Source organism: Nesterenkonia suensis (genome assembly GCF_054782935.1).
This window is the reverse complement of sequence record NZ_BAAGRN010000010.1, coordinates 123,194-141,924: the sequence shown is the minus strand read 5'-3', so window position 1 is coordinate 141,924 and position 18,731 is coordinate 123,194. Positions and strand designations below refer to the sequence as shown.

The following is an 18,731-nucleotide window of genomic DNA, read 5'->3' as shown; positions in this document are numbered from 1 at the left end:
GACGCTGAGAGCTGCTGAGAGCTGTTGAGAGCTGCAGCCTGGGCGACGAAGAGGTGGAGCGCGCCATGGCGGCCTTCGCGGCGACCGCGACGTGCGCATCGGCAGACTCACCAACCTGCCCGTGCACCACAGCTGGACATCCTGCGGTACGAAGGACTGGTGAGCGACGCTCCGCCGGAGGTCTCAGCAGCGTCCCGTGGTGACAAGATCGCACGATGCGCGAGACGGCGTTCACCAGGCGGCAGACCCGCTGCCTACGCCCTGAGGTGGAGGTGGAGTTCAGCTCGACCTCTTACGCTGGGGCGATATGAGCACACCTCCGCAGGAGCCGGAACGTCACGGCCCGCCGCCGCACCCGCCTGGCCCTCCGCCGTATCCGCAGGCGCCGCATCTCTACGGCCACCCTCCCGCCGGGCAGCCCCAGGGTCCGGGATCCTATGGACCCGAGGCGGCGCCCTGGGGGAACCCCTCCGCTGCGGCGCCGTACTCTGGGCCTCAGCACCCGTCGCAGGTCCCTCCCCAGCCGCCGACCCAGACTCCCCCGGACCCGACGGACCGGTACTCCCGGGGCATCTGGCGACAGCCGGACTCCCGGCCCGGACGGTTCCTGTGGTGGGACCTGCTTCCGGTGGTGCCTTATCTCGTCCTCGTCGTGGGTGTGAGCATGGTCTCTCTCATGTTCTTCCCTCCGGCCGAGGAGATCAGCCTCACCCCGGAGGAGGCGCGGGTGGAGTTCCTCGTCAGCGGGCTCACGTTCGGGGGCCTCGCGGTGCTGGTCCTCGCCGTCGCGGGCAAGGCGCTGTGGCGTTCTCTGGCGGTCTTCACCCATCACTCCTGGGCCTGGCTCAAGATCTTCCTCGTGCCGGCGCTGTGGCTGGCCATCATCCTCACCAACGTGATGCTGATGGCCCTGCTCCTCGCGGTGACCGGCGCGGACCCCGATGTCAGCGCGAACCAGGCCGGCATCGAGGCGATGCTGCAGGCCGCTCCGTTCTGGGCGGCCCTGCTGGTGCTCGGGCTGCTGGCCCCGTTGGTCGAGGAGTACCTCTTCCGGCACCTGCTGATCGGCAAGCTCTCCCGGCACCTGAACATCTGGCTCTGCGCCGTGATCTCGATCGTGCCCTTCGCCTTCCTGCACGTCTCCACCGAGCTCCTCGCCGGAGACGTGGTGGCGGTGCTGATGACCGTCGTGCCGTATCTGACGATGTCAGTGGTGTTCACGGTGGCCTACATCTTCTCAGGACGCTCCCTGCTGTTCGTGTGGCTGCTCCACGCGTTCAACAACTGCATGGCCCTCGCCATGCAGTATTGGCTCGCCCCGCTCCTGGAGGACTTCGACGGGATCGAACCCTACGGAGTCGGCCTCGCGGTGGCCCGCGCGCTGAGTGTTCCGTTCGGGCTGCTGTGACCCGCCGAGGAATGAACGGTCCGCGCCGCGAGTTGCTCACCGAGCGATGAGTGCACTGACCACCGATCCGCGGCCGCTGCCGCGGCAGATTCTGGCCCTGGCTGTCCCCGCCCTGGGGGCTCTGGTGGCCGAGCCGCTGTTCCTGCTGGCCGACACCGCCATCATCGGCCGGCTCGGCGTCGATGAGCTCGCCGGCGCGGCCCTGGGCATCACTGTGATGCACACCGTCACCGGGCTGATGATCTTCCTGGCCTACTCCACCACCCCGGCGGTGGCCCGCTATGTGGGCGCCGGGAAGCTGGCCAAGGCGCTGGCCGCCGGGCGCGACGGGCTCTGGCTCGCGCTGATCCTCGGAGCCGTGCTGGCCGCCGCCGGCGTCGCCTTCGGGGAGGGTCTGCTGGCCTCCATGGGCAGCTCCGGGGCCATGCATGGCCACGCTTGGGACTACCTGGTGTGGTCCATGCCGGGGGTGCCGGCGATCCTGCTGGTCTTCGCCGCCACGGGAGTGCTGCGCGGAATGCAGGACACCACGACCCCGCTGATCGTCGCCGCGGCCGGGTTCGGCGCCAACATCGTGCTGAACCTGGTGCTGGTGCATCCGATGGGGCTCGGCGTGGCCGGCGCGGCCATCGGCACCTCTCTGGCCCAGTGGGGTATGGCGGCGGTCTACCTGATCATCATCGTCCCGCGGCTGCGCGCCCAGGCGGTGTCGCTGGGGGTGGACCCGATCGGTCTGCGTCGGGCCTTCTCCGTGGGGTCCTGGATGATGCTGCGCACCGTCAGCCTGCGCGCGGCCATCGTGGCCACGGTGCTGGTGGCCACCGACCTCGGCGCTGACGCGCTGGCCGCCCACCAGGTCACCTTCACGGTGTTCTCCACCCTGGCCTTCGTCCTGGACGCCCTGGCCATCGCCGCTCAGGCGCTCATCGGCAAGGAGCTGGGCGCCTCCCGCCTCGACGTCGCCCGGCGGCTCACCCGGATCATGATCCTCTGGGGGTTGGGCTTCGGGGTGATCACCGGGGCGGTCATCGCCGCGGTCGCGCCCTTCGGCGCCGGTCTGTTCACCCCGGACGCCCAGGTGGCCGCGATGATCACCGCCGCGCTGTTCGTCGTCGCCGCCGCCCAGCCGATCTCCGGCTACGTGTTCGTGCTCGACGGGGTGCTCATGGGTGCCGGTGATGTGAGATACCTCGCGATCGCCGGGGTGCTGAACCTGGCCCTTTACTTCCCCGTGCTGTGGTGGATCTCCACCCGCGGGCTCACCGGGGTGGAGGCGGTGGTGTGGCTGTGGATCGGCTATGCCGTGGTGTTCATCGGGGCCCGTGCCCTCACCTTGGGGCTGCGGACCGCCAGCGGACGCTGGATGGTCGTCGGTGAGAGCCGCTGAGCCTCGGGTCGGGCCCGGCCTGAGTCCTGCCCGGCCTGAGTCCTGCCCGGCCTGAGTCCACTGCGCAGAGCGAGTAGACTCGCCTGCGTGCCAGTGAAGAGAATTCCCGCCCCCACTGCCGAGGCGCTGATCCGGCCGGTCTGGTTCCGCGCCGTCATCACCGTCGTCTTCGCCGTCGTGACGATCTTCTGGCAGGACGAGACCCTGACCCTGCTGAAGGTCTCCGTGGCCGCCTACTTCGTGCTCGGCGCCACTGCCGTCTGGGACTACGCCAAGGACGAGCAGGTCGTGCCCGTCGCCGTGCGTGGCCCCTTGGCCGCCGGCGCCGCGGCCTGGGTGCTCTCCGGGCTCGCCACCGTGTTCGTGGGCACGACGACGGCTGCCGCCGTCATCGCCGGTGTCGGCTTCGTCGCCATGGGTGTCGCGGAGCTGGTCGCCGGGATCCGCGGTCGGAAGGACTTCGTGCCCGCCCGGGACCAGCTGCTGCTGGGCGCAGTCGGCACGCTGACCGGCCTGAGCCTGTTGGTAGGCATGCAGCTCGACGTCCACGGCATCCTGGGGATCGCTGGGATGGGTGTGATCATCATGGCTGTGCTGCTGATGATCAGCGGTGCCGGACTGGTCCATGACGCCCGCCGGGACCGCGACTGAGCCACGACTCGCACCCGGTCTACTACACGGCGTAGAATGGCCGGGCGTCGGCATCGGGACCGGCCTGGACACACCCCATCTGATGAGGAATGAGGAGCCCCGTGGCAGAGGACAAGAAGGAGCGCCGCTCGCTGATCGAGTCGGTCAAGGCTCCGCTGATCTTCTCCGCGGTGTTGGCCTCCGTCGCCGGTTTCGTCACCATGATCTCGGCCTCCGGAGGGACCGACAACCCGGCCCGTGTGGACCTGGCGCTGATCGCCTTCGGCATCGTGTTCATCGTCTCGCTGCTGGTGGTCTCCATGCTGCAGCTCGCCTCCCGGGAGAACCCGGAGGATCTCGACGCGGGAGCCGGGGTGAACCGGAACTCCGAGGAGCTCTACCGTCAGCAGGTGGTCGCACGTCGCGCCGAGGCCGCCCGCCGGAAGGCTGAGGAGGCCCGGGAGGCCGAGGGCGGCGAGCCCCGCTACGGCCGCGCCGAGGACTGACGTCGTCTCCAGATGCCTTGGGCTGGTGCGTTTCGGCCGGAATACGCGTCCAGGCGCTCGCATTCGGGCAGAAACGCACCAGCCCAACAGCTGGGTCGTCCTCTGCTCAGGCGCTCACTTCTTCGCCTTCTTCTTGGACTTCTTCTTGGACTTCTTGTCCTTCTTCTCGCGCTTCTCCAGGAGCTCGTCACGCATCCGGTCCCGGAACTCCTTGGCCGCGATCGCTGACTCGGAGGTCGGCTCCTCGATCTGCGCCGCCTTCTCCGCGGCGCTGGGCTTGGCGAGCTTGTCCTTGGTCTCGCCGTCGCCGTCGCCGCTCAACGCCCGGCGACCGGCTTCCCGCAGGGCCGCCTGACGTGCCCGGTAGGCGCGCACGTGGGCCCGGTTGGCGCAGTTGCCGAAGTCGCAGAACAGCTTGGAGCGGTTCCGGGTCAGGTCGACGATGACGGCGTCGCACTCATCTCCCTTGCAGGTGCGCATCCGTGTGGTCTCGTCATTGACCACCAGGAACTGCAGGGCATCGGCGATGACAGCAGTCATCACGTCAGCGAGCCGGGTGCTCACCGGGATCGGCGCGGCACGGAACTGCGGGCCTTCCTTGCTGGGGGCGCGTACCACGCGGGTGCCGACGCCCTCGAGCAGACTGTTCAGCTTCTCCACCGGTTCGATGCTGGTGATCGGGGCCTCGCCCCAGATCTGTCCGATGGTGTCGCGCAGGTCGCGGACCTGGTCCACCTGGGCGCGATCCAGATTCGACGAGGGCCACTTCAGCTCTGAATCCTGAGCGGCGAGGAACGTGCGCAGGCTCTCGATGCTGGTCAGCTGATCGGAGGCGGGCTTGGCACTGTGGAGTCCCTCAGCGGTGTTCATCAGATTGACGGCCGCCGTCAGGGTACGGTTGATCTCTGCGTGAAACATGCAGGCTCTCCTGACAAGGTGGGTGGGCGCGGAGGCCGGAAACGGCGGCCTCAGCCCCGTGGTGCAACGGGTTCTCTCAGTGTAACGAGACCAACGTCTCACACGCTGAACGTGATGGAACTGTCACCTGGCGCCCCAGAGCTGCTCCTGGTTGCCCGCAGAAACGACCCTCGTGAGGCACGGCCCTGAAGCCTGCCGGGTGCCTGGTAGGACCCCGCAGGGCATGCGACTCACTTCGACGCGAAAAGGTCATGCACCTGCTGCAGGGACGCCGAGATCCCTCGGGAGTTCTCCCGGTGGATGCCGGCGAGTCCGAGCAGACGGCGCAGCGCAGCGGGCTGTCCGGTGTAGTCATAGCTCTCGGTGACCACTGTGGCGCCGTCGTCGGCCTGCAGCTCCCAGCGCCACCGGTGCCCGCCGGGATGGCGCCACTCCACCACATGCGGCGGCTCGGCCGCGGTGGTGACCATGGTCAGCGCGTAAGGGATCCCATACTTGCGCATGTCCACACGGAACCGGTCGCCCGGGCGCAGCTCGCGAGGCCCGATCGCCGAGGTGCGGACGGTCCCGGAACCGTCCAGCTCGTGATGCCGGTGGGGATTCGCGATGAGCGCGTAGAGCTCCTCGGCGGACGCGCGCACCCGGATCTGCCAGGCGATCACGCCGACTCCACGATCCACCGGTTCAGGGGTCTGACTCATGTCGGCAGTCTACGGGGAACCTGCCCGGGGAACCTGCCCGACGCCGGCGAGAGACGTCTCCTCCGGCACCGGCAGTTGCATCCACCGGGTGCGCAGGCGAATCTGGTGGACAGCAGCTGCGTCGAGAACGTCGGGAGGGTCGAAGCGATCATGGCACGGTCCCGCAGATGGCAGGTGCGCCTGGACGACGACGGCGCCGGCGGTGCCCCCGACCTCGGCGACATCACCCCCACCCATGGGACGGCCCGACGCCTGGCGGCATTCGCCGCCTCCGAGGAGGCCGCCCACCCGGCCTTCACCACCGACGAGCAGCTCGACACGCAGGCCCGGCTGCAGGTCCTCATCGAATCCCGGGCGATCTGGAGCGCCATCCTCGGCGGGCTGCTGGGGCTCATCGTCGGGCTGGTCGTCTTCCCCGGAGAGCGCCCGGCGCTCGCCGGAGACGCCTCCATCCAGTTCTTCGGGGCGATCGTCGGCGGGGTGACGGCTGGGCTGGCCTTCCTGCTGGGATTCTCGCTGAACGCCCGGATGGCGAACATCTGGTTGGGGGAGAGGCCCCGGCTCAGGCAGCTCATGGACACGGTGGCGCTGCTGGTGGTGCACTCCTCCATCGCAGTGATGGGTGCGCTGGGGATCTTCCGTGTCTTCCAGGAGGCCTTCGTCGGGCTGACGGTGGACTTTATCGCCGGCTCGGTGCTGCTGGCGATCGTCGGGGCGGTGGCCGCCTACTTCAGCTTCAACTCCGGGGCACGGATCAACGCCTTCTCCCTGTCCACCCTGCTGGGCGTGTTCATGGCCTCCGGGGTGCTGGTCTCCATGCTCTTCGCGGAGAACCCGTTCTGGTGGCACGTGATGTTCTCCGAGCTCGGCACCGGGCAGGCGGGGCTGACCTCCTTCTGGACGTTCAACACCACTCTGGTGGTCTCCGGGGTGATCATCACGACCCTGACCGCGTTCATCACCCGGGATCTGCAGGCCTGGGCCGAGTATGTGCGACGGCGGCATCTGCGCAGGCTCCAGGCGGAGCGTGATCTGCGGCGGCAGGCCCAGGGTCGGGTGCCGCGGACCATGCCGCTGCGTCAGGCGGTGAGCCGACACTTCCGTTCCCCGCGCATCGGGGTGGTGCGCACCGGGATGATCGGCATGGGGGCCTCCCTGGTGGGGGTCGGGCTGGTGCCGGTGAACCTGCACAATGAGATCCACGCGACCTTCACCGCCCTGTTCGGGCTCTTCTTCCTGCTGCTGCTGATCGGTATGCCGTACTGGCTCCCCGGATTTCCCCGCACGTTCTACCTGCTGAGCATGCTCGCCGCCGGGGTGCTGATCTTCGCGGCGAGCCTGTGGCGGCCCATCGGGTACTACAACCTGACGTCTCTGGAGCTCATCGGCGCGGCGATCCTGTTCTCCTGGCTGATCGTGTTCATCCGCAACATCGCCGCCGTCGTCGCGCAGGTGTACAGCCAGGCGGCCGCCGAGCAGCGGTCGCTGAGGCGCCGTCGCGCCGAGCCCGAGCCCGAGGCCGAGCCCTGGTCCGGGCAGGGGTGGCCCGATCTGGAGCGGACCGGGGAGGCAGGGGCAGGATGTGGGGAGGCACGGCCCGGGAAGGCGCGGCCCGGGAAGGCGCGGCCCGGGAACGCGCGGCCCGGGCGAGCACGCGACGACGGCTGAGGCGCGGCCCGCGCTACGGGACCGGTGACCCCGCGGCGAGGCCGCGTTCGGCGGCGGCCGCCCGGACGGCGTCGATCACCAGTTCCACAGGGCGTCGGGTGGGCGTGGTGCTGCGGTGCGCGATGGAGACGGTCCGCAGCACCGGTTCGGTCAGCGCGACGACGTCGACGCCGTCGGGGACCGAGTCCAGCACCAGGTCAGAGACCAGCGTGACCCCCAGGCCGCCGGCCACCATCGCCAACGCGGTGGTCTGCTCCTCCACCTGGTGGACGATGCGCGGTTCGAACCCGTGGCGGCGGCAGGCGATGCGCACGGCCCGCCCCAGATGCGAGGTCGGCCCCGCCAGCACCCACGGGTGCTCGGCGAAGGCCGCCAGGGAGACCGGAGACTCCGGGCATGTCCCCGCGGCCACGGCCGCGTGGAGCCGCTCGACGGCGATCACGTCCCGGGCCAGCGCAGGATCCCAGGGGATGGCGTAGTCGGAGTACTCGATCACGAAGGAGAGATCGAGCGCGCCGTCGAGCACCGCACTCGCCGTGGCCTCCGGGGGCAGCTCTCGCGTGCGGACCTCGATGCCGGGGTGCTCCTGGGCCAGTCGCGTCAGCGCCGCAGGCAGCAGACCAGAGGCCACTGAGGCCCACACCCCGACGCGCAGCCGGGACGTCACGCCACCCTGGGCCTGCTCCAGCGCCATCTCCGCATCCTCCACTGCGGAGAGGATCGCCTCAGCGTGCTCCGCCAGGACATGTCCCAGCTCGGTGAGCCGGATCCGTCGACCTAGCCGTTCGAACAGGGAGGCACCCACCTCGCGCTCCAGCTGTGCCAGCTGCTGGGACACCGCAGACGGGCTGTAGTGCAGGCTCGCCGCCACCTCGGTGACGGTCCCGCGTCGCTGCAGTTCCCGCAGCATCTTCAATCGACGCAGAGACAGCTCCATGCGGTCAGCGTACCTGGGTCGCCCGCTGGGGGTGTGGCTTTCCGGGCGAGCCTCTCGCCGCCCGGGATCCCTCAGTGATCCCCCAGCGATCCCTCAGTGCAGAAAAGCTGAACGATCCTGTGCATGAACCCGCATGGTCAGGCTATGGACCCCGACACGGTCCAGCCCGCAGAGTGAAAGTACCGGTTCAGGACCGCCGGTCGGCGGCCGACCCCATGCAAGGCAACAGATGATCTGGAGGTGATCGTGGTGACTCTCGACACGCGGTGGCAGGCCCCCGCAGATGATGGCCGTGACGTCCTCGACCTCGGCGTCGAGCAGGCGCCACGGAACACCGAGCCCTACCGGCGCGCGGTCTGGACGGACCCGGAGACCGGAGCCACCGGATACCTGGTGGTCCACTCCCTGGTGGGCGGACTCGCCACCGGCGGCACCCGCATGCGGAAAGGCTGCACGCTCAGCGAGGTGGAGGACCTCGCCCGCGGCATGTCGGCCAAGACCGCCGTGTTCGGGCTCCCGGTCGGCGGCGCGAAGGGCGGCATCGACTTCGACCCCACCGACCCGCGCGCCCCCGGGGTGCTGCAGCGGTTCTTCGCCGAGATGAAGCCCTGGCTGGAGGCGCACTGGGTCACCGCCGAGGACCTGGGCGTGACCCAGCAGCGCATCGATGAGGCGTTCGCCGCCATCGGGCTCGGCCAGAGCTTCCACGCCGCCATCGAGCGGTCCGCCGGCCCGGCGGCCACCCTGGAGAGGGTGCGCGCAGGGCTGGAGATCCGCACTGAGGACGGCTGTGTGCTCGGCGACGTGATCGGCGGATACGGAGTGGCCGAGGCATGCCTGGGTGTGGTGCAGCACCGGGGCTGGCACCACGGGCAGACCGACGTGGCCATCCAGGGTGTGGGCACGATGGGCGGAGCCGCCGCCTACTACCTGCACGCGGCAGGTGTGCGGGTGGTGGCCCTGGCCGATGTGCAGGGCACCCTCTACGACCCCACCGGCCTCGACGTGCCCGCCCTGCTGGACCTGCGGGACGACTACGGCGTGATCGACCGGGCTGGAGTGCCGGACCAGGTCACCCAGCTGCCGCGTGAGGCGGTGCTGGCCGCCGACGCCGACATCCTGGTCCCTGCGGCGATCTCCTATGCGATCCGCCCGGAGAACGCGCAGGACGTCGTCGCCTCGGTGATCGTGGAGGCCGCGAACACCGGGGTCACCCGGGAGGCCGAGGGGCTGCTCGCCCGTCGCGGGGTGATGGTCATCCCGGACGTGGTGGCCAACACCGGAGCGGCGGCCTGGGCCTGGTGGATGCTCTTCGGGGAGGTCGGCACCGACCCGAAGGACTCTTTCGACCGGCTGCACCTGGAGATGCGCTCCAAGGTCGCGCGGCTGCTGGCGGAGGCCGACCGGGCCGGGGTCTCCCCGCGGGAGACGGCGTGGGACATCGCTGGGGTCAACCGGGCGGCCATGCAGAACCGTCCGCCGGCGCTGATTCCCTGAAAGCCGGGTCCTGAGTCCCGGGTCCTGAGCGCCGGATCCCTGAGCGCCGGATCCCTGCGCGGCCGTGGGAGGGGCACGTCTGCGCAGGGATGTCGGACGTCACCGGCCGGGACTAGTCTGGAGCCATGGCAGACATCCCGGCCGGTCCCAGTGCCCAGACGACGACGCCCGCCCACCCCGGGGTGGCGCGTGTCGCCGCCGAGCTGCGGCGGCTCGGCGTCGACCCCGAGATCCGCTGGCTCGACGGTGCCGCCACCACCGCCCAGGCCGCAGCCGAGGCCCTGGGCATCGGGGTCGGGCAGATCGCGAACTCCCTGATCTTCCTGCTCGACGACGACCCCATCCTCGTGCTCACCTCCGGGGCGCATCGGGTGGACACCGCCTGGCTGGGGAAGCAGCTCGGCGGCGTCATCGCCCGCGCCCCGAAGGACGTGGTCAAGCAGGCCACCGGCCAGACCATCGGAGGGGTCGCCCCGGTCGGGCATCCGCGTCCGGTGCGCACCTTCGTGGACACGACACTGGGCGACCATGACGAGGTCTGGGCGGCCGCCGGTCACGCCAGAACGGTGTTCCGCACCAGCTTCGCCGACCTGCTGCGCCTCACCGGAGGCACCCCGACCCCGGTGGAGCCCGGAGGAGGGTGCTGAGATGGCCACACGCCGTGCCGCCGTCGTCGGTTCCGGACCCAACGGGCTCACCGCCGCCTGCGTGCTGGCGCGCGCGGGCTGGGAGGTCACTGTCTACGAGACTGCCCAGGCCCCGGGCGGGGCGCTGCGCTCCGCCGAGGTCCTCGCCCCGGGGGTGATCAGTGACCTGGGGGCGAGCGTGCATCCCTTCGGGATCGGCTCCCCGGCCTTCGAGGAGCTCGGCCTCACAGAGCGCGGCCTGAGGTGGGCGCATCCGCAGGTCCCCGCCGCCCACGCGATGGACGAGGAACATCCTGCCCTGCTCCACAGCTCCCTGGAGCAGACCGCCGCCGAGCTCGGCGTGGACCACGACGCCTGGCGCCGACTCATCGGGCCGGTGGTCGCCCACTGGGAGGAGACCCGCCGGGCGGCCATGGCACCGGCGCTGCAGACGTTCGCGCATCGGGGCGAGGGCTCTGCGCTGACCCGGCTGACCTCGCTGGTCCGGCTGGGCCTGCGGGGAGCCTGGCCGGCTGACCTCGCCGCCCACCTCTTCCACACCGACCGGGCGCGGGCGCTGTTCGCCGGCATGGCCGCCCACTCCACAGTGCCGTTCTCCCATCCGCTCACCGCCGCCTTCGGGGTGCTCTTCGGAGCGGCCGGGCATGCCACCGGCTGGCCGGTGGCCCGGGGCGGCTCCCAGGCGATCGTCGACGCGCTCGTCGCGGAGCTGACCGCTCACGGGGGGCGCATCGAGACCTGTGTCGAGGTCACCGGGCTGCGGCGCCTCCCCGGCCGTCACCGGGCGGCCCACCGGATCAGCGGACGTCGCGCCGAGCCCGGCGGGCGCGTCGTCGTCGCCGAGGACGAGGCCGACGTCGTGCTGTGTGACCTGACCCCCGCCCAGCTGCTCCGCCTCGACGGGCTGGAGCTGCCGCTGCGCCACCGGCGGACGCTGCGCCGCTGGACCTACGGCCCGGCGATCGTGAAAGTGGACTACCTGCTGGACGGCCCCATCCCGTGGACGCACCCGGAGACCGGCCGGGCGGGCACCGTCCACCTGGGCGGCCCGCACACCCAGATCAGCGCCTCCGAGGCGGCCGCCGCCCGCGGTGTGCTGTCCGGACGGCCCTATGTGCTGCTCACCCAACCATCCGCGGCGGACGAGACCCGGGCTCCGGCCGGCCAGACCGTCGCCTGGGCCTACGCCCATGTGCCGCACGGGCTGGCCGGGCCGGCCGCGCAGCGCGCCGCCTCCCTGATCGACGCCGAGATCACCGCGCACGCCCCGGCCTTCCGTCAGGCGGTGCGCGCCCGGCAGGTGTGGACCCCAGCGGATCTGGAATCCATGGACGCGAACCTGGTGGGCGGCGCGATCAGCGGAGGGATCCCCACGGTGCGCCAATTCGTCGCCCGCCCCACCTGCTCCCTGCAGCCCTACAGCACCGGAGCCGAGGGCATCTGGCTGTGCTCCTCCTCCACGCCGCCCGGGGGAGGGGCGCACGGCATGAGCGGCTACCATGCGGCCCGGGCGGTGCTGCGCGAGCACGGCTGAGGCAGGTCCGGGAGCAGCTCGTGCCTCGGCGGCAGTGAGGCGGGCCGGTGAGAGGGGCTGGCTTCAGCCGCCGAAGGCCAGCAGGCCCGCCACCACCAGCATGGTCACGCCGACGCCGGCGTCGATCACCTGCCACGTGCGTGGCCGGTTCAGCAGCCCGGCCAGGGCTGAGCCGCCGTAGCCCAGCAGGGTGAACCACAGGCAGGAGGCGCCCAGCGCGCCCGCCGCGAAGAACCACTTCTCGACGCCGAAGGAGTTGGCCATAGTGCCCAGCACCACCATGGTGTCCACCCAGGCGTGCGGATTCAGCACGCTCACCGTCAGGCCGGTCCCGACGACGGCGCCCACGGTGCTCAGCGCACGGGCGCGGCGGGAGGTGCGGCTCTTCTGCGCCTTCCGCTCCACGCGGGTCAGGGTCGCGGTGGTCGTGGCCGGCTCTGATGAGGTGCCGGCGTGCTCGCCGGCGTGCTCGCCGGTGTCATGCTCGCCGGTGTCCTGATCGCCGGTGTCCTGGCCGGCGGCGATCCGGTCCTCGGCGCTGTCCTCAGGCTGGCCGGCGTCGTCGACGTCCAGGCCTGTGCGGGCCGTGGCGGCCGAGGCGAAGGACCGCCAGGCGAACCACAGCAGGTAGGCCACCCCGGCCCAGCGCAGCACCTGCAGTAACCAGGGGGCGTGCTCCAGGACCGCCCCGACCCCGGCGGTGCCGAGACCGATCAGCAGCAGGTCGCCGACCACGCAGCACAGCACCGCCAGGCCCACGCGATCGCGCAGCAGCCCCTGGCGCAGCAGCCAGGCGCTCTGCGGGCCGATCGCGACGATGAGGGCGAGGCAGGTGAGGAATCCTGTGAGCAGCACGGTCATGGGTTCCATGATTCCGGGGATCCGCCATCCGTTCCAGCGCATAATTCTTCAGCATCCGAAGCGATGCTTCAGATATGACGCGTATCATCGAGTCTCATGAACACCGATCACCTGCGGGCCTTCGCGCTGGCCGTCGACGAGGGCACCTTCGAGTCCGCCTCCGCGCTGCTGGGCATCTCCGGATCCGCCTTCTCCCAGCGGATCAAGGCTCTGGAGAAGGAGGTCGGTCAGGTGCTGCTGACTCGCACTGTCCCAGTGCAGACCACAGAGGCGGGGGCCGCGCTGCTGCGCACCGCCCGGCAGATGATCCTGCTCGAGGACGAGGCGCGGCGCAGCCTCGGGTTCCGCACGGAGTCCTCCGAGGTGGTGACGCTCTCCGTGGCGGTCAATGCGGATTCGCTCTACACGTGGTTCCAGCGGGTGCTCCAGGAGGCCGCGACCTGGGACGACGTCGAGCTGCACCTGCACGCGGAGGATCAGGAGCACTCCCATGAGCTGCTCCGCAACGGAACCGTGGCGGCCGCTGTGGCGGAGACCCCGACTCCGGTGTCCGGGTGCCGGGCCACCGCCCTGGGCACCATGCGGTACTGGCCGGTGGCCAGTGCGGAGCTGCTGGACCGCAGTCGGGACGCCGACGGGATGGTCCAGTGGGAGCGTGTGCCGCTGGTGGACTACAGCATCCGGGACTCGCTGCAGCGCACCGGGCTGCGCCGGCTCGGCGTCACGGCGCCGCGGGTGACGCACCTGATCCCGTCGGTGGAGGCCTACAACGCCGCCGTCGCTCACGGGCTGGGCTGGGGGATGATCCCGGAAGGCATGATGCCGCCGGGGGTGATGGAGGGTGAGCACCCGGATCTGGTGCTGGTGGGGGAGATCGGCCCCACTGAGGCGCATCTGCACTGGCAGCGCTGGACCACCGGGACTCCGGCGCTGGACCGCCTCACCGAGGCGGTGCGTCGTGCGGCGGCGCACATGAAGTAGGTGCACATGACGTTGCCTCCGCGGTGGGGCCCTGATGACGCGACATCGCGACTCATCAGGGCCCCCACCGCGGAGGCAACGGTGAAGAGCTCTCAGCGGGAGCTGGGGGCTCCGCTGGGCGCGGTGGCCCGGCGCGGACCACGACGGCGGCCAGCACTCGGGCTCGGGGAACCGGACTCCGCGCGCTGCGGGGTCGCGCTGCGGTGGGCCGGAGCCTGTGACCGGCTGTCCTGTGACCGGCTGCTGGGTGCCCGGCCGCCCTGCGAGTCGACCTCGCCGCCGCGGGCGCCGCCGTCACGCCGGGGACCCCGTGCGGAGCCACGGCCGGAACCGCCGCCGGAACGACCGCGGCGGCGTCCGGAACCGTTCGATCCGCCGCCCCGACGTGAAGACTGCTGGCCCCCGCCCTGCGGCTGGGCCTGCGGTGCGACATGCTCGGCGACCTCACCGACGAGCTCGGCCACGGCCGCAGAGTCCGCAGAGACTGTCTGCGGGGTGACCTTGATGGCGGCCTTCTTCAGCAGCGTCTGGGTGTCCCGGCGCTGCTCGGGCAGCATCACGGTGGCCACGTCGCCGGCGCTGCCGGCGCGGGCGGTGCGGCCGGAGCGGTGCAGGTAGGCCTTGTGCTCGGCCGGCGGGTCCACGTGGACCACCAGCTCGATGCCGTCCACGTGCACGCCGCGGGCGGCGACGTCGGTGGCGACCAGCACCTGGACTCCGCCCTGGCCGAAGGCGGCCAGGTTGCGGTCGCGCTGGTTCTGGGAGAGGTTGCCGTGCAGGTCCACCGCCGGGATGCCCTGGCCGGTCAGCTGCTTGGCGAGCTTCTTGGCCTGGTGCTTGGTGCGGGTGAACAGGAGCCGCTTGCCCGTGCCGGAGGCCAGGGTGCGCACCAGGTCCTTCTTCTCCTCGGGGTCGACCTCGAAGACGTGGTGGGTCATCGCGGAGACATGCGAGGTGGGGTCGTCGACGGAGTGGAGGATCTCGTTGTGCAGGAACTGACGGACCAGCTTGTCCACCCCGTTGTCCAGCGTGGCGGAGAAGAACATCCGCTGGCCGTTGTCGGGGGTCTTCTTCAGGATGCGGGTCACGCCGGGCAGGAAGCCGAGGTCGGCCATGTGGTCGGCCTCGTCCAGCACGGTGACTTCGACGGCGTCGAGGCTGAGGGCCTGCTGCTGCAGCAGGTCCTCCAGTCGGCCCGGGCAGGCGACGACGATGTCGACGCCGGCGTTGAGCGCATCCACCTGACGCTTCTGGCTGATGCCGCCGTAGATCGTGGTGGTGCGCATGCCGTAGGTGGCGGCCAGCGGTCGCAGCACGGCGTCGATCTGGGTGGCCAGCTCCCGGGTGGGGGCCAGTACCAGGCCGCGGGGCCGGCGTGCCCGGCGGCGGGAGGCGTCGTCGTCGGCTTCGCCGAGGCGGGCGACCATCGGGATGGAGAAGGCGAGTGTCTTGCCGGAGCCGGTCTTGCCGCGGCCGAGCACATCGCGGCCGGCCAGCGTGTCGGGCAGGGTGTCCTGCTGGATGGGGAAGGCGGTGAACTTGCCCTCGGCGGCCAGGGACTGGACGATCGAGGCGGGCACGCCGAGTTCGGTGAACGTGGTCTGAGACAAAGTGGTGACAGGCCTTTCATGGCGCCAGGGGGCGTCTCGCGGCCGCGGAGGGCGTCGAGCGCCAGGACTGGCTGAGTGGCGGGAGCACCGGTCGGTGCTCTCGGTCGCCGTGAGAGAGGCTTCTTCTGCCGTGGGCCTGTTCGGCTCCAGAGGGCGAGGCGTCCTGGCGACGCAGGGAACCCATGATGAGTTCGCAAGGCTTCCCACTATACCTGGTCAGAGGGGCTTCGGGCGATTCCGGGGTGGAGGACGCCGTCGCGACCATGAATTTCAAAGTTCAAGGAATGTGGTGGCGAGCTGCGGAGTTGACCTCGACATGAACCAGCAATCCCAGCGCCCCGCACTGAGCACCGAGCGTCACACACCCCACGTCGAACTGGGGCTGCACACCTTCGGGGACATCACCTCCACCCCCGACGGCGAGCGTCAGCTCACCCACCCCGACGTGCTGCGCCACGTCCTCGCCGAGGCGCAGCTCGCCGATCGCGTCGGCGTCGACGTCTTCGGCGTCGGAGAGCACCACCGGCCCGACTACGCGATCTCCGCACCCGACGTCGTGCTCTCCGCGATCGGCTCCACCACCGAGCGGATGAAGCTCATCTCCGCGGTCACCGTGCTCTCCTCCGACGACCCGGTCCGCGTCTACCAGCGTTTCGCCACCCTCGACGGTCTCACCGGGGGTCGGGCGGAGGTCTCGCTGGGCCGGGGTTCGTTCACCGAGTCCTACTCGCTCTTCGGCTATGACCTTGCAGACTACGAGCGGCTGTTCGACGAGAAGGCCGAGCTGTTCACCGAGCTGCGCCGGGAGGAGCCGGTCACCTGGAGCGGCACCACCCGCTCCGGGCTGCAGGACCAGCGGATCTTCCCCACGACCGAGCACGAGTTCGGCCTGCCCACCTGGATCGCCGTGGGCGGGACTCCCGGTTCGGTGGTGCGCGCCGCACGCCTGGGCGTCGGCCTTGAACTGGCCATCATCGGCGGGGCTCCGGGCCGTTTCGCCCCGCTGGTGGAGCTCTACCACCGGGCGCTGCGCGAGTTCGGCCACGAGGGTGAACGCCGGATCGCAGTGCACTCGCATGGCTTCGTGGCCGAGACCGACGAGCAAGCGCGCGAGCTCTTCTATCCCTCCTGGGCCGACTCGATGGCGAAGCTGGGCGCCGAGCGCGGGTGGGGCGCCGGCCGCCCCGGACGCGACCAGTTCGAACAGGAGGTCACTCACGGCTCGCTCTACGTGGGCTCCCCGGAGACCGTCGCGGAGAAGATCGTCGAGACCCTGAGGCTGCTCGGGGCCTCCCGATTCGGCATGAAGTACGGGAACGGGTCGCTCGCCCATGAACACATGATGCAAGCCGTGGAGCTGTACGGGACCCGGGTCCGGCCGCTGGTGCGGCAGGCGCTGGGGCAGTGAGACGACGGCCCGCGGGGCGGCGGGGGGTGAGCGTGGGCCGTGTCCCGCCGGCTGCATGCTGATCGCTGCCCGGAGGCATGCTGCTGATCCGCTGAGAGACGGAGACATCCCCGGCTGACCTGGATAAGCTCGAGGGTGGGTGCGGCCGACGGGCCGTCCCGGCGGGGGTTGAGACCCCTGGCGCCCCGACAGATCAACCGGCCGGTCATCTCCAGGAGGTGGGCATGTCAGAGCAGACGCCCGACGGGGTCTCGGAGCGGGATCTTGGCTCTCAGGGGCGGGACCAGCACACCGAGAACCAGGGGCAGAGCGTCGAGCGTCCGGCGCTGGGGAGTGCGGAGGCGGGCCCCGCGGCAGAGGAGGGCCAGGAAGAGGGCTGGGAAGCGGAGTCCGGGCGGGGCTCCGGACGGTCCATCGCGATCTATTCGGACCCCGGCCGCACCTCGATGCTCGTCCGGCGCCTGCTCGATGAGAAGCGGCGGTGGCGTGAGGACAGCGAGATCACCCATCATCAGCTGCTGCTGCCGCTGCGCCAGGACGGCACGCTCGACTTCGACGAGGTCCGCCGATGGGCGCAGGAAGACGGCGTCGACATCACCCTGGTGGTCACCGAGATCCCCCGGGTGGACGGGCGCCGGGCGAAGTCCGTCGAGCTCGACTTCGCCTCCCATCTGGGCGTGATCTCGATGGCCAGCCTGGGTCCGGTCGGAGTGATGCGGGCACTGCGTCGGGAGGCCGACCGGGCTGTCGATGCGCTGATGTTCGACTCCGTGGAGGAGGCGCGAGCAGGAGGCGGCCTCTGCGCCCGCGTCGAGCGTCTGCCGGATCAGGGGACGGCCTACATCACGCCGAAGAAGACAGTTCCGGGTCGGCTCTGGATGACACTCGGCATGGTGGCCAACAACGAGCCGATCCTGTCCCTGCCGCGGCTGTCCGGTGTGTTCGCCGCCGGCTGCGCCACCGGTGCCTTCGGCATCTTCTATGACTCCATCTGGGACATGGCCATCCAGCTGCCCGGGTGGCGACTGGCAGTGATCACTGTGGCCGGGATCCTCTTCCTGACGCTGTGGCTGATTCTGCGGAACCGGCTGTGGGACCGCCCCGCCTCGGTCGGCGGCAAGCGGCTGGCGGTGATGTACAACTCCTCCACGCTGATCAGTCTGCTGGTCAGTGTGATCTCGCTCTACGCGATGCTCTACCTGGGGGTGCTGGTCATCTCGCTGATGCTGATCGAGCCGGGATACATGGCCGAGAGCCTGGAGGTGGAGCCGGCCTTCTCCAACTATCGGGACATCGCCTGGTTGGCGGCCTCCCTGGGGACGTTCGCCGGTGCCATCGGATCCAACTTCGACGAGGACTCCGACCTGCAGAACCTCACTCAAGGCACGCGCGAGCGGCAGCGCTACCCCCGGGACGAGGAACAGCGCTGAGGGGCCTCAGGCGGTGGGGCCCACGCTCGCTCAGGCCAGCAGCTGTGCGAAGCCCAGGCCCAGCAGGGCGAAGCCCGCGCCCCAGAGGATCACTGAGACCAGCATCCAGAGCATCACCGCGTGCCGGGAGGCCCCGATGGAGACCATCAGCGGCGCGGTGACCTGTGAGGGCAGGGCGAGCGGGCCCAGGATCGAGACGCCCGGGACGCCGAATCTGTCGAAGATGCGGATCACCCGCTGGCGTTTGGCGCTCTTCCGCGGATCCACGGCCTGGGGATCGCGGCGCTTCAGCACCGACCCGCGCACCCAGTGGGCCAGGTAGACCACCAGCACCAGGGAGAGCATGTTGCCCACGACGGCGGCGGCGATTGCAACGGCCGGGTGGATCCCCACGAGCACGGCCAGGAAGCCTCCGCCGTAGGACTCCACCATCGGGATCGCCGAGATCGCGATGATGCCCAGCCACTGCCAGGCCGGGTGGAGGGCCGCGGTCCAGGCGTGCAGGCGACCGTAGAAGCTGTCCTCCGGCATCATCGGTCCGGTGGTCTCGGCCGCGGCGGCGCCGACGTGGGCCATATCGATCAGAGTGAGGGCGTCCATGGCCCCCA

General features: G+C 70.5%; 17 protein-coding genes. 11 read left to right on the top strand and 6 right to left on the bottom strand.

Going from position 1 to position 18,731, the window contains the following annotated elements:
• Positions 1-307: 307 nt before the first annotated feature.
• The 4 genes from ACYVKI_RS12290 to ACYVKI_RS12275 all read left to right on the top strand — a co-directional run bounded on the left by ACYVKI_RS12290 (position 308) and on the right by ACYVKI_RS12275 (position 3,931).
• The gene (locus ACYVKI_RS12290) at positions 308-1,408 is read left to right on the top strand and encodes a lysostaphin resistance A-like protein (protein WP_460690654.1); all 1,101 of its coding nucleotides are present in this window, start codon (positions 308-310) and stop codon (positions 1,406-1,408) included.
• A 46-nt stretch (positions 1,409-1,454) separates the two neighbouring features.
• Entirely contained in the window at positions 1,455-2,795 is a 1,341-nt protein-coding gene (locus ACYVKI_RS12285) for an MATE family efflux transporter (RefSeq protein ID WP_460690653.1), read from the top strand.
• Between the two features lie 87 nt (positions 2,796-2,882).
• Positions 2,883-3,446, top strand: coding sequence for a hypothetical protein (locus ACYVKI_RS12280; RefSeq protein ID WP_460690652.1), 564 nt, complete (start codon positions 2,883-2,885; stop codon positions 3,444-3,446).
• A 101-nt stretch (positions 3,447-3,547) separates the two neighbouring features.
• Complete coding sequence (locus ACYVKI_RS12275; protein ID WP_460690651.1) at positions 3,548-3,931, top strand: hypothetical protein; 384 nt, start codon at positions 3,548-3,550, stop codon at positions 3,929-3,931.
• A 114-nt stretch (positions 3,932-4,045) separates the two neighbouring features.
• Here ACYVKI_RS12275 and ACYVKI_RS12270 read toward each other — a convergent pair whose 3' ends face one another.
• A complete protein-coding gene (locus ACYVKI_RS12270) occupies positions 4,046-4,849 on the bottom strand; it encodes a CGNR zinc finger domain-containing protein (protein ID WP_460690650.1) in 804 nt (267 codons plus the stop codon).
• A 230-nt stretch (positions 4,850-5,079) separates the two neighbouring features.
• Positions 5,080-5,550, bottom strand: a complete 471-nt coding sequence (locus ACYVKI_RS12265) for an SRPBCC family protein (RefSeq protein WP_460690649.1) — start codon at positions 5,548-5,550, stop codon at positions 5,080-5,082.
• A gap of 150 nt (positions 5,551-5,700) precedes the next feature.
• Between ACYVKI_RS12265 and ACYVKI_RS12260 the strand changes: the two genes are divergently transcribed.
• Entirely contained in the window at positions 5,701-7,218 is a 1,518-nt protein-coding gene (locus ACYVKI_RS12260) for a hypothetical protein (protein WP_460690648.1), read from the top strand.
• A gap of 13 nt (positions 7,219-7,231) precedes the next feature.
• On the opposite strand, the gene ACYVKI_RS12255 is transcribed toward ACYVKI_RS12260, so the two are convergent.
• Positions 7,232-8,155: a LysR family transcriptional regulator gene (locus ACYVKI_RS12255; RefSeq protein ID WP_460690647.1), complete on the bottom strand. Its 924-nt coding sequence runs from the start codon at positions 8,153-8,155 to the stop codon at positions 7,232-7,234.
• Positions 8,156-8,404: 249 nt separating this feature from the next.
• On the opposite strand from ACYVKI_RS12255, the gene ACYVKI_RS12250 reads away from it, so the two are divergent.
• The 3 genes from ACYVKI_RS12250 to ACYVKI_RS12240 all read left to right on the top strand — a co-directional run bounded on the left by ACYVKI_RS12250 (position 8,405) and on the right by ACYVKI_RS12240 (position 11,833).
• Complete coding sequence (locus ACYVKI_RS12250; protein WP_460690646.1) at positions 8,405-9,652, top strand: Glu/Leu/Phe/Val family dehydrogenase; 1,248 nt, start codon at positions 8,405-8,407, stop codon at positions 9,650-9,652.
• Positions 9,653-9,777: 125 nt separating this feature from the next.
• Positions 9,778-10,299: a YbaK/EbsC family protein gene (locus tag ACYVKI_RS12245; RefSeq protein ID WP_460690645.1), complete on the top strand. Its 522-nt coding sequence runs from the start codon at positions 9,778-9,780 to the stop codon at positions 10,297-10,299.
• Position 10,300: 1 nt separating this feature from the next.
• Positions 10,301-11,833, top strand: a complete 1,533-nt coding sequence (locus tag ACYVKI_RS12240) for a phytoene desaturase family protein (protein ID WP_460690644.1) — start codon at positions 10,301-10,303, stop codon at positions 11,831-11,833.
• 63 nt (positions 11,834-11,896) lie between these two features.
• Here ACYVKI_RS12240 and ACYVKI_RS12235 read toward each other — a convergent pair whose 3' ends face one another.
• Positions 11,897-12,703: a LysE/ArgO family amino acid transporter gene (locus tag ACYVKI_RS12235; RefSeq protein ID WP_460690643.1), complete on the bottom strand. Its 807-nt coding sequence runs from the start codon at positions 12,701-12,703 to the stop codon at positions 11,897-11,899.
• 87 nt (positions 12,704-12,790) lie between these two features.
• Here ACYVKI_RS12235 and ACYVKI_RS12230 point away from each other — a divergent pair, with 87 nt between their 5' ends.
• The gene (locus tag ACYVKI_RS12230) at positions 12,791-13,675 is read left to right on the top strand and encodes an ArgP/LysG family DNA-binding transcriptional regulator (protein WP_460690642.1); all 885 of its coding nucleotides are present in this window, start codon (positions 12,791-12,793) and stop codon (positions 13,673-13,675) included.
• Between the two features lie 92 nt (positions 13,676-13,767).
• On the opposite strand, the gene ACYVKI_RS12225 is transcribed toward ACYVKI_RS12230, so the two are convergent.
• Positions 13,768-15,285 carry a DEAD/DEAH box helicase gene (locus tag ACYVKI_RS12225; RefSeq protein WP_460690641.1) on the bottom strand — a complete coding sequence of 506 codons (1,518 nt, stop codon included), beginning with the start codon at positions 15,283-15,285 and terminating at the stop codon, positions 13,768-13,770.
• Positions 15,286-15,601: 316 nt separating this feature from the next.
• Between ACYVKI_RS12225 and ACYVKI_RS12220 the strand changes: the two genes are divergently transcribed.
• A complete protein-coding gene (locus tag ACYVKI_RS12220; protein ID WP_460690640.1) occupies positions 15,602-16,693 on the top strand; it encodes an LLM class flavin-dependent oxidoreductase in 1,092 nt (363 codons plus the stop codon).
• A 224-nt stretch (positions 16,694-16,917) separates the two neighbouring features.
• Complete coding sequence (locus tag ACYVKI_RS12215) at positions 16,918-18,123, top strand: hypothetical protein (RefSeq protein ID WP_460690639.1); 1,206 nt, start codon at positions 16,918-16,920, stop codon at positions 18,121-18,123.
• 30 nt (positions 18,124-18,153) lie between these two features.
• Here ACYVKI_RS12215 and ACYVKI_RS12210 read toward each other — a convergent pair whose 3' ends face one another.
• Positions 18,154-18,723, bottom strand: a complete 570-nt coding sequence (locus ACYVKI_RS12210; protein ID WP_460690638.1) for a hypothetical protein — start codon at positions 18,721-18,723, stop codon at positions 18,154-18,156.
• Positions 18,724-18,731 lie beyond the last annotated feature (8 nt).

Coding starts and splice junctions, on each gene's coding strand:
- ACYVKI_RS12290 (WP_460690654.1), top strand. CDS start 308: ATGAGCACACCTCCGCAGGAGCCGGAACGTCACGGCCCGCCGCCGCAC.
- ACYVKI_RS12285 (WP_460690653.1), top strand. CDS start 1,455: ATGAGTGCACTGACCACCGATCCGCGGCCGCTGCCGCGGCAGATTCTG.
- ACYVKI_RS12270 (WP_460690650.1), bottom strand. CDS start 4,849: ATGTTTCACGCAGAGATCAACCGTACCCTGACGGCGGCCGTCAATCTG.
- ACYVKI_RS12265 (WP_460690649.1), bottom strand. CDS start 5,550: ATGAGTCAGACCCCTGAACCGGTGGATCGTGGAGTCGGCGTGATCGCC.
- ACYVKI_RS12260 (WP_460690648.1), top strand. CDS start 5,701: ATGGCACGGTCCCGCAGATGGCAGGTGCGCCTGGACGACGACGGCGCC.
- ACYVKI_RS12255 (WP_460690647.1), bottom strand. CDS start 8,155: ATGGAGCTGTCTCTGCGTCGATTGAAGATGCTGCGGGAACTGCAGCGA.
- ACYVKI_RS12245 (WP_460690645.1), top strand. CDS start 9,778: ATGGCAGACATCCCGGCCGGTCCCAGTGCCCAGACGACGACGCCCGCC.
- ACYVKI_RS12240 (WP_460690644.1), top strand. CDS start 10,301: ATGGCCACACGCCGTGCCGCCGTCGTCGGTTCCGGACCCAACGGGCTC.
- ACYVKI_RS12235 (WP_460690643.1), bottom strand. CDS start 12,703: ATGGAACCCATGACCGTGCTGCTCACAGGATTCCTCACCTGCCTCGCC.
- ACYVKI_RS12230 (WP_460690642.1), top strand. CDS start 12,791: ATGAACACCGATCACCTGCGGGCCTTCGCGCTGGCCGTCGACGAGGGC.
- ACYVKI_RS12220 (WP_460690640.1), top strand. CDS start 15,602: ATGAACCAGCAATCCCAGCGCCCCGCACTGAGCACCGAGCGTCACACA.
- ACYVKI_RS12215 (WP_460690639.1), top strand. CDS start 16,918: ATGTCAGAGCAGACGCCCGACGGGGTCTCGGAGCGGGATCTTGGCTCT.
- ACYVKI_RS12210 (WP_460690638.1), bottom strand. CDS start 18,723: ATGGACGCCCTCACTCTGATCGATATGGCCCACGTCGGCGCCGCCGCG.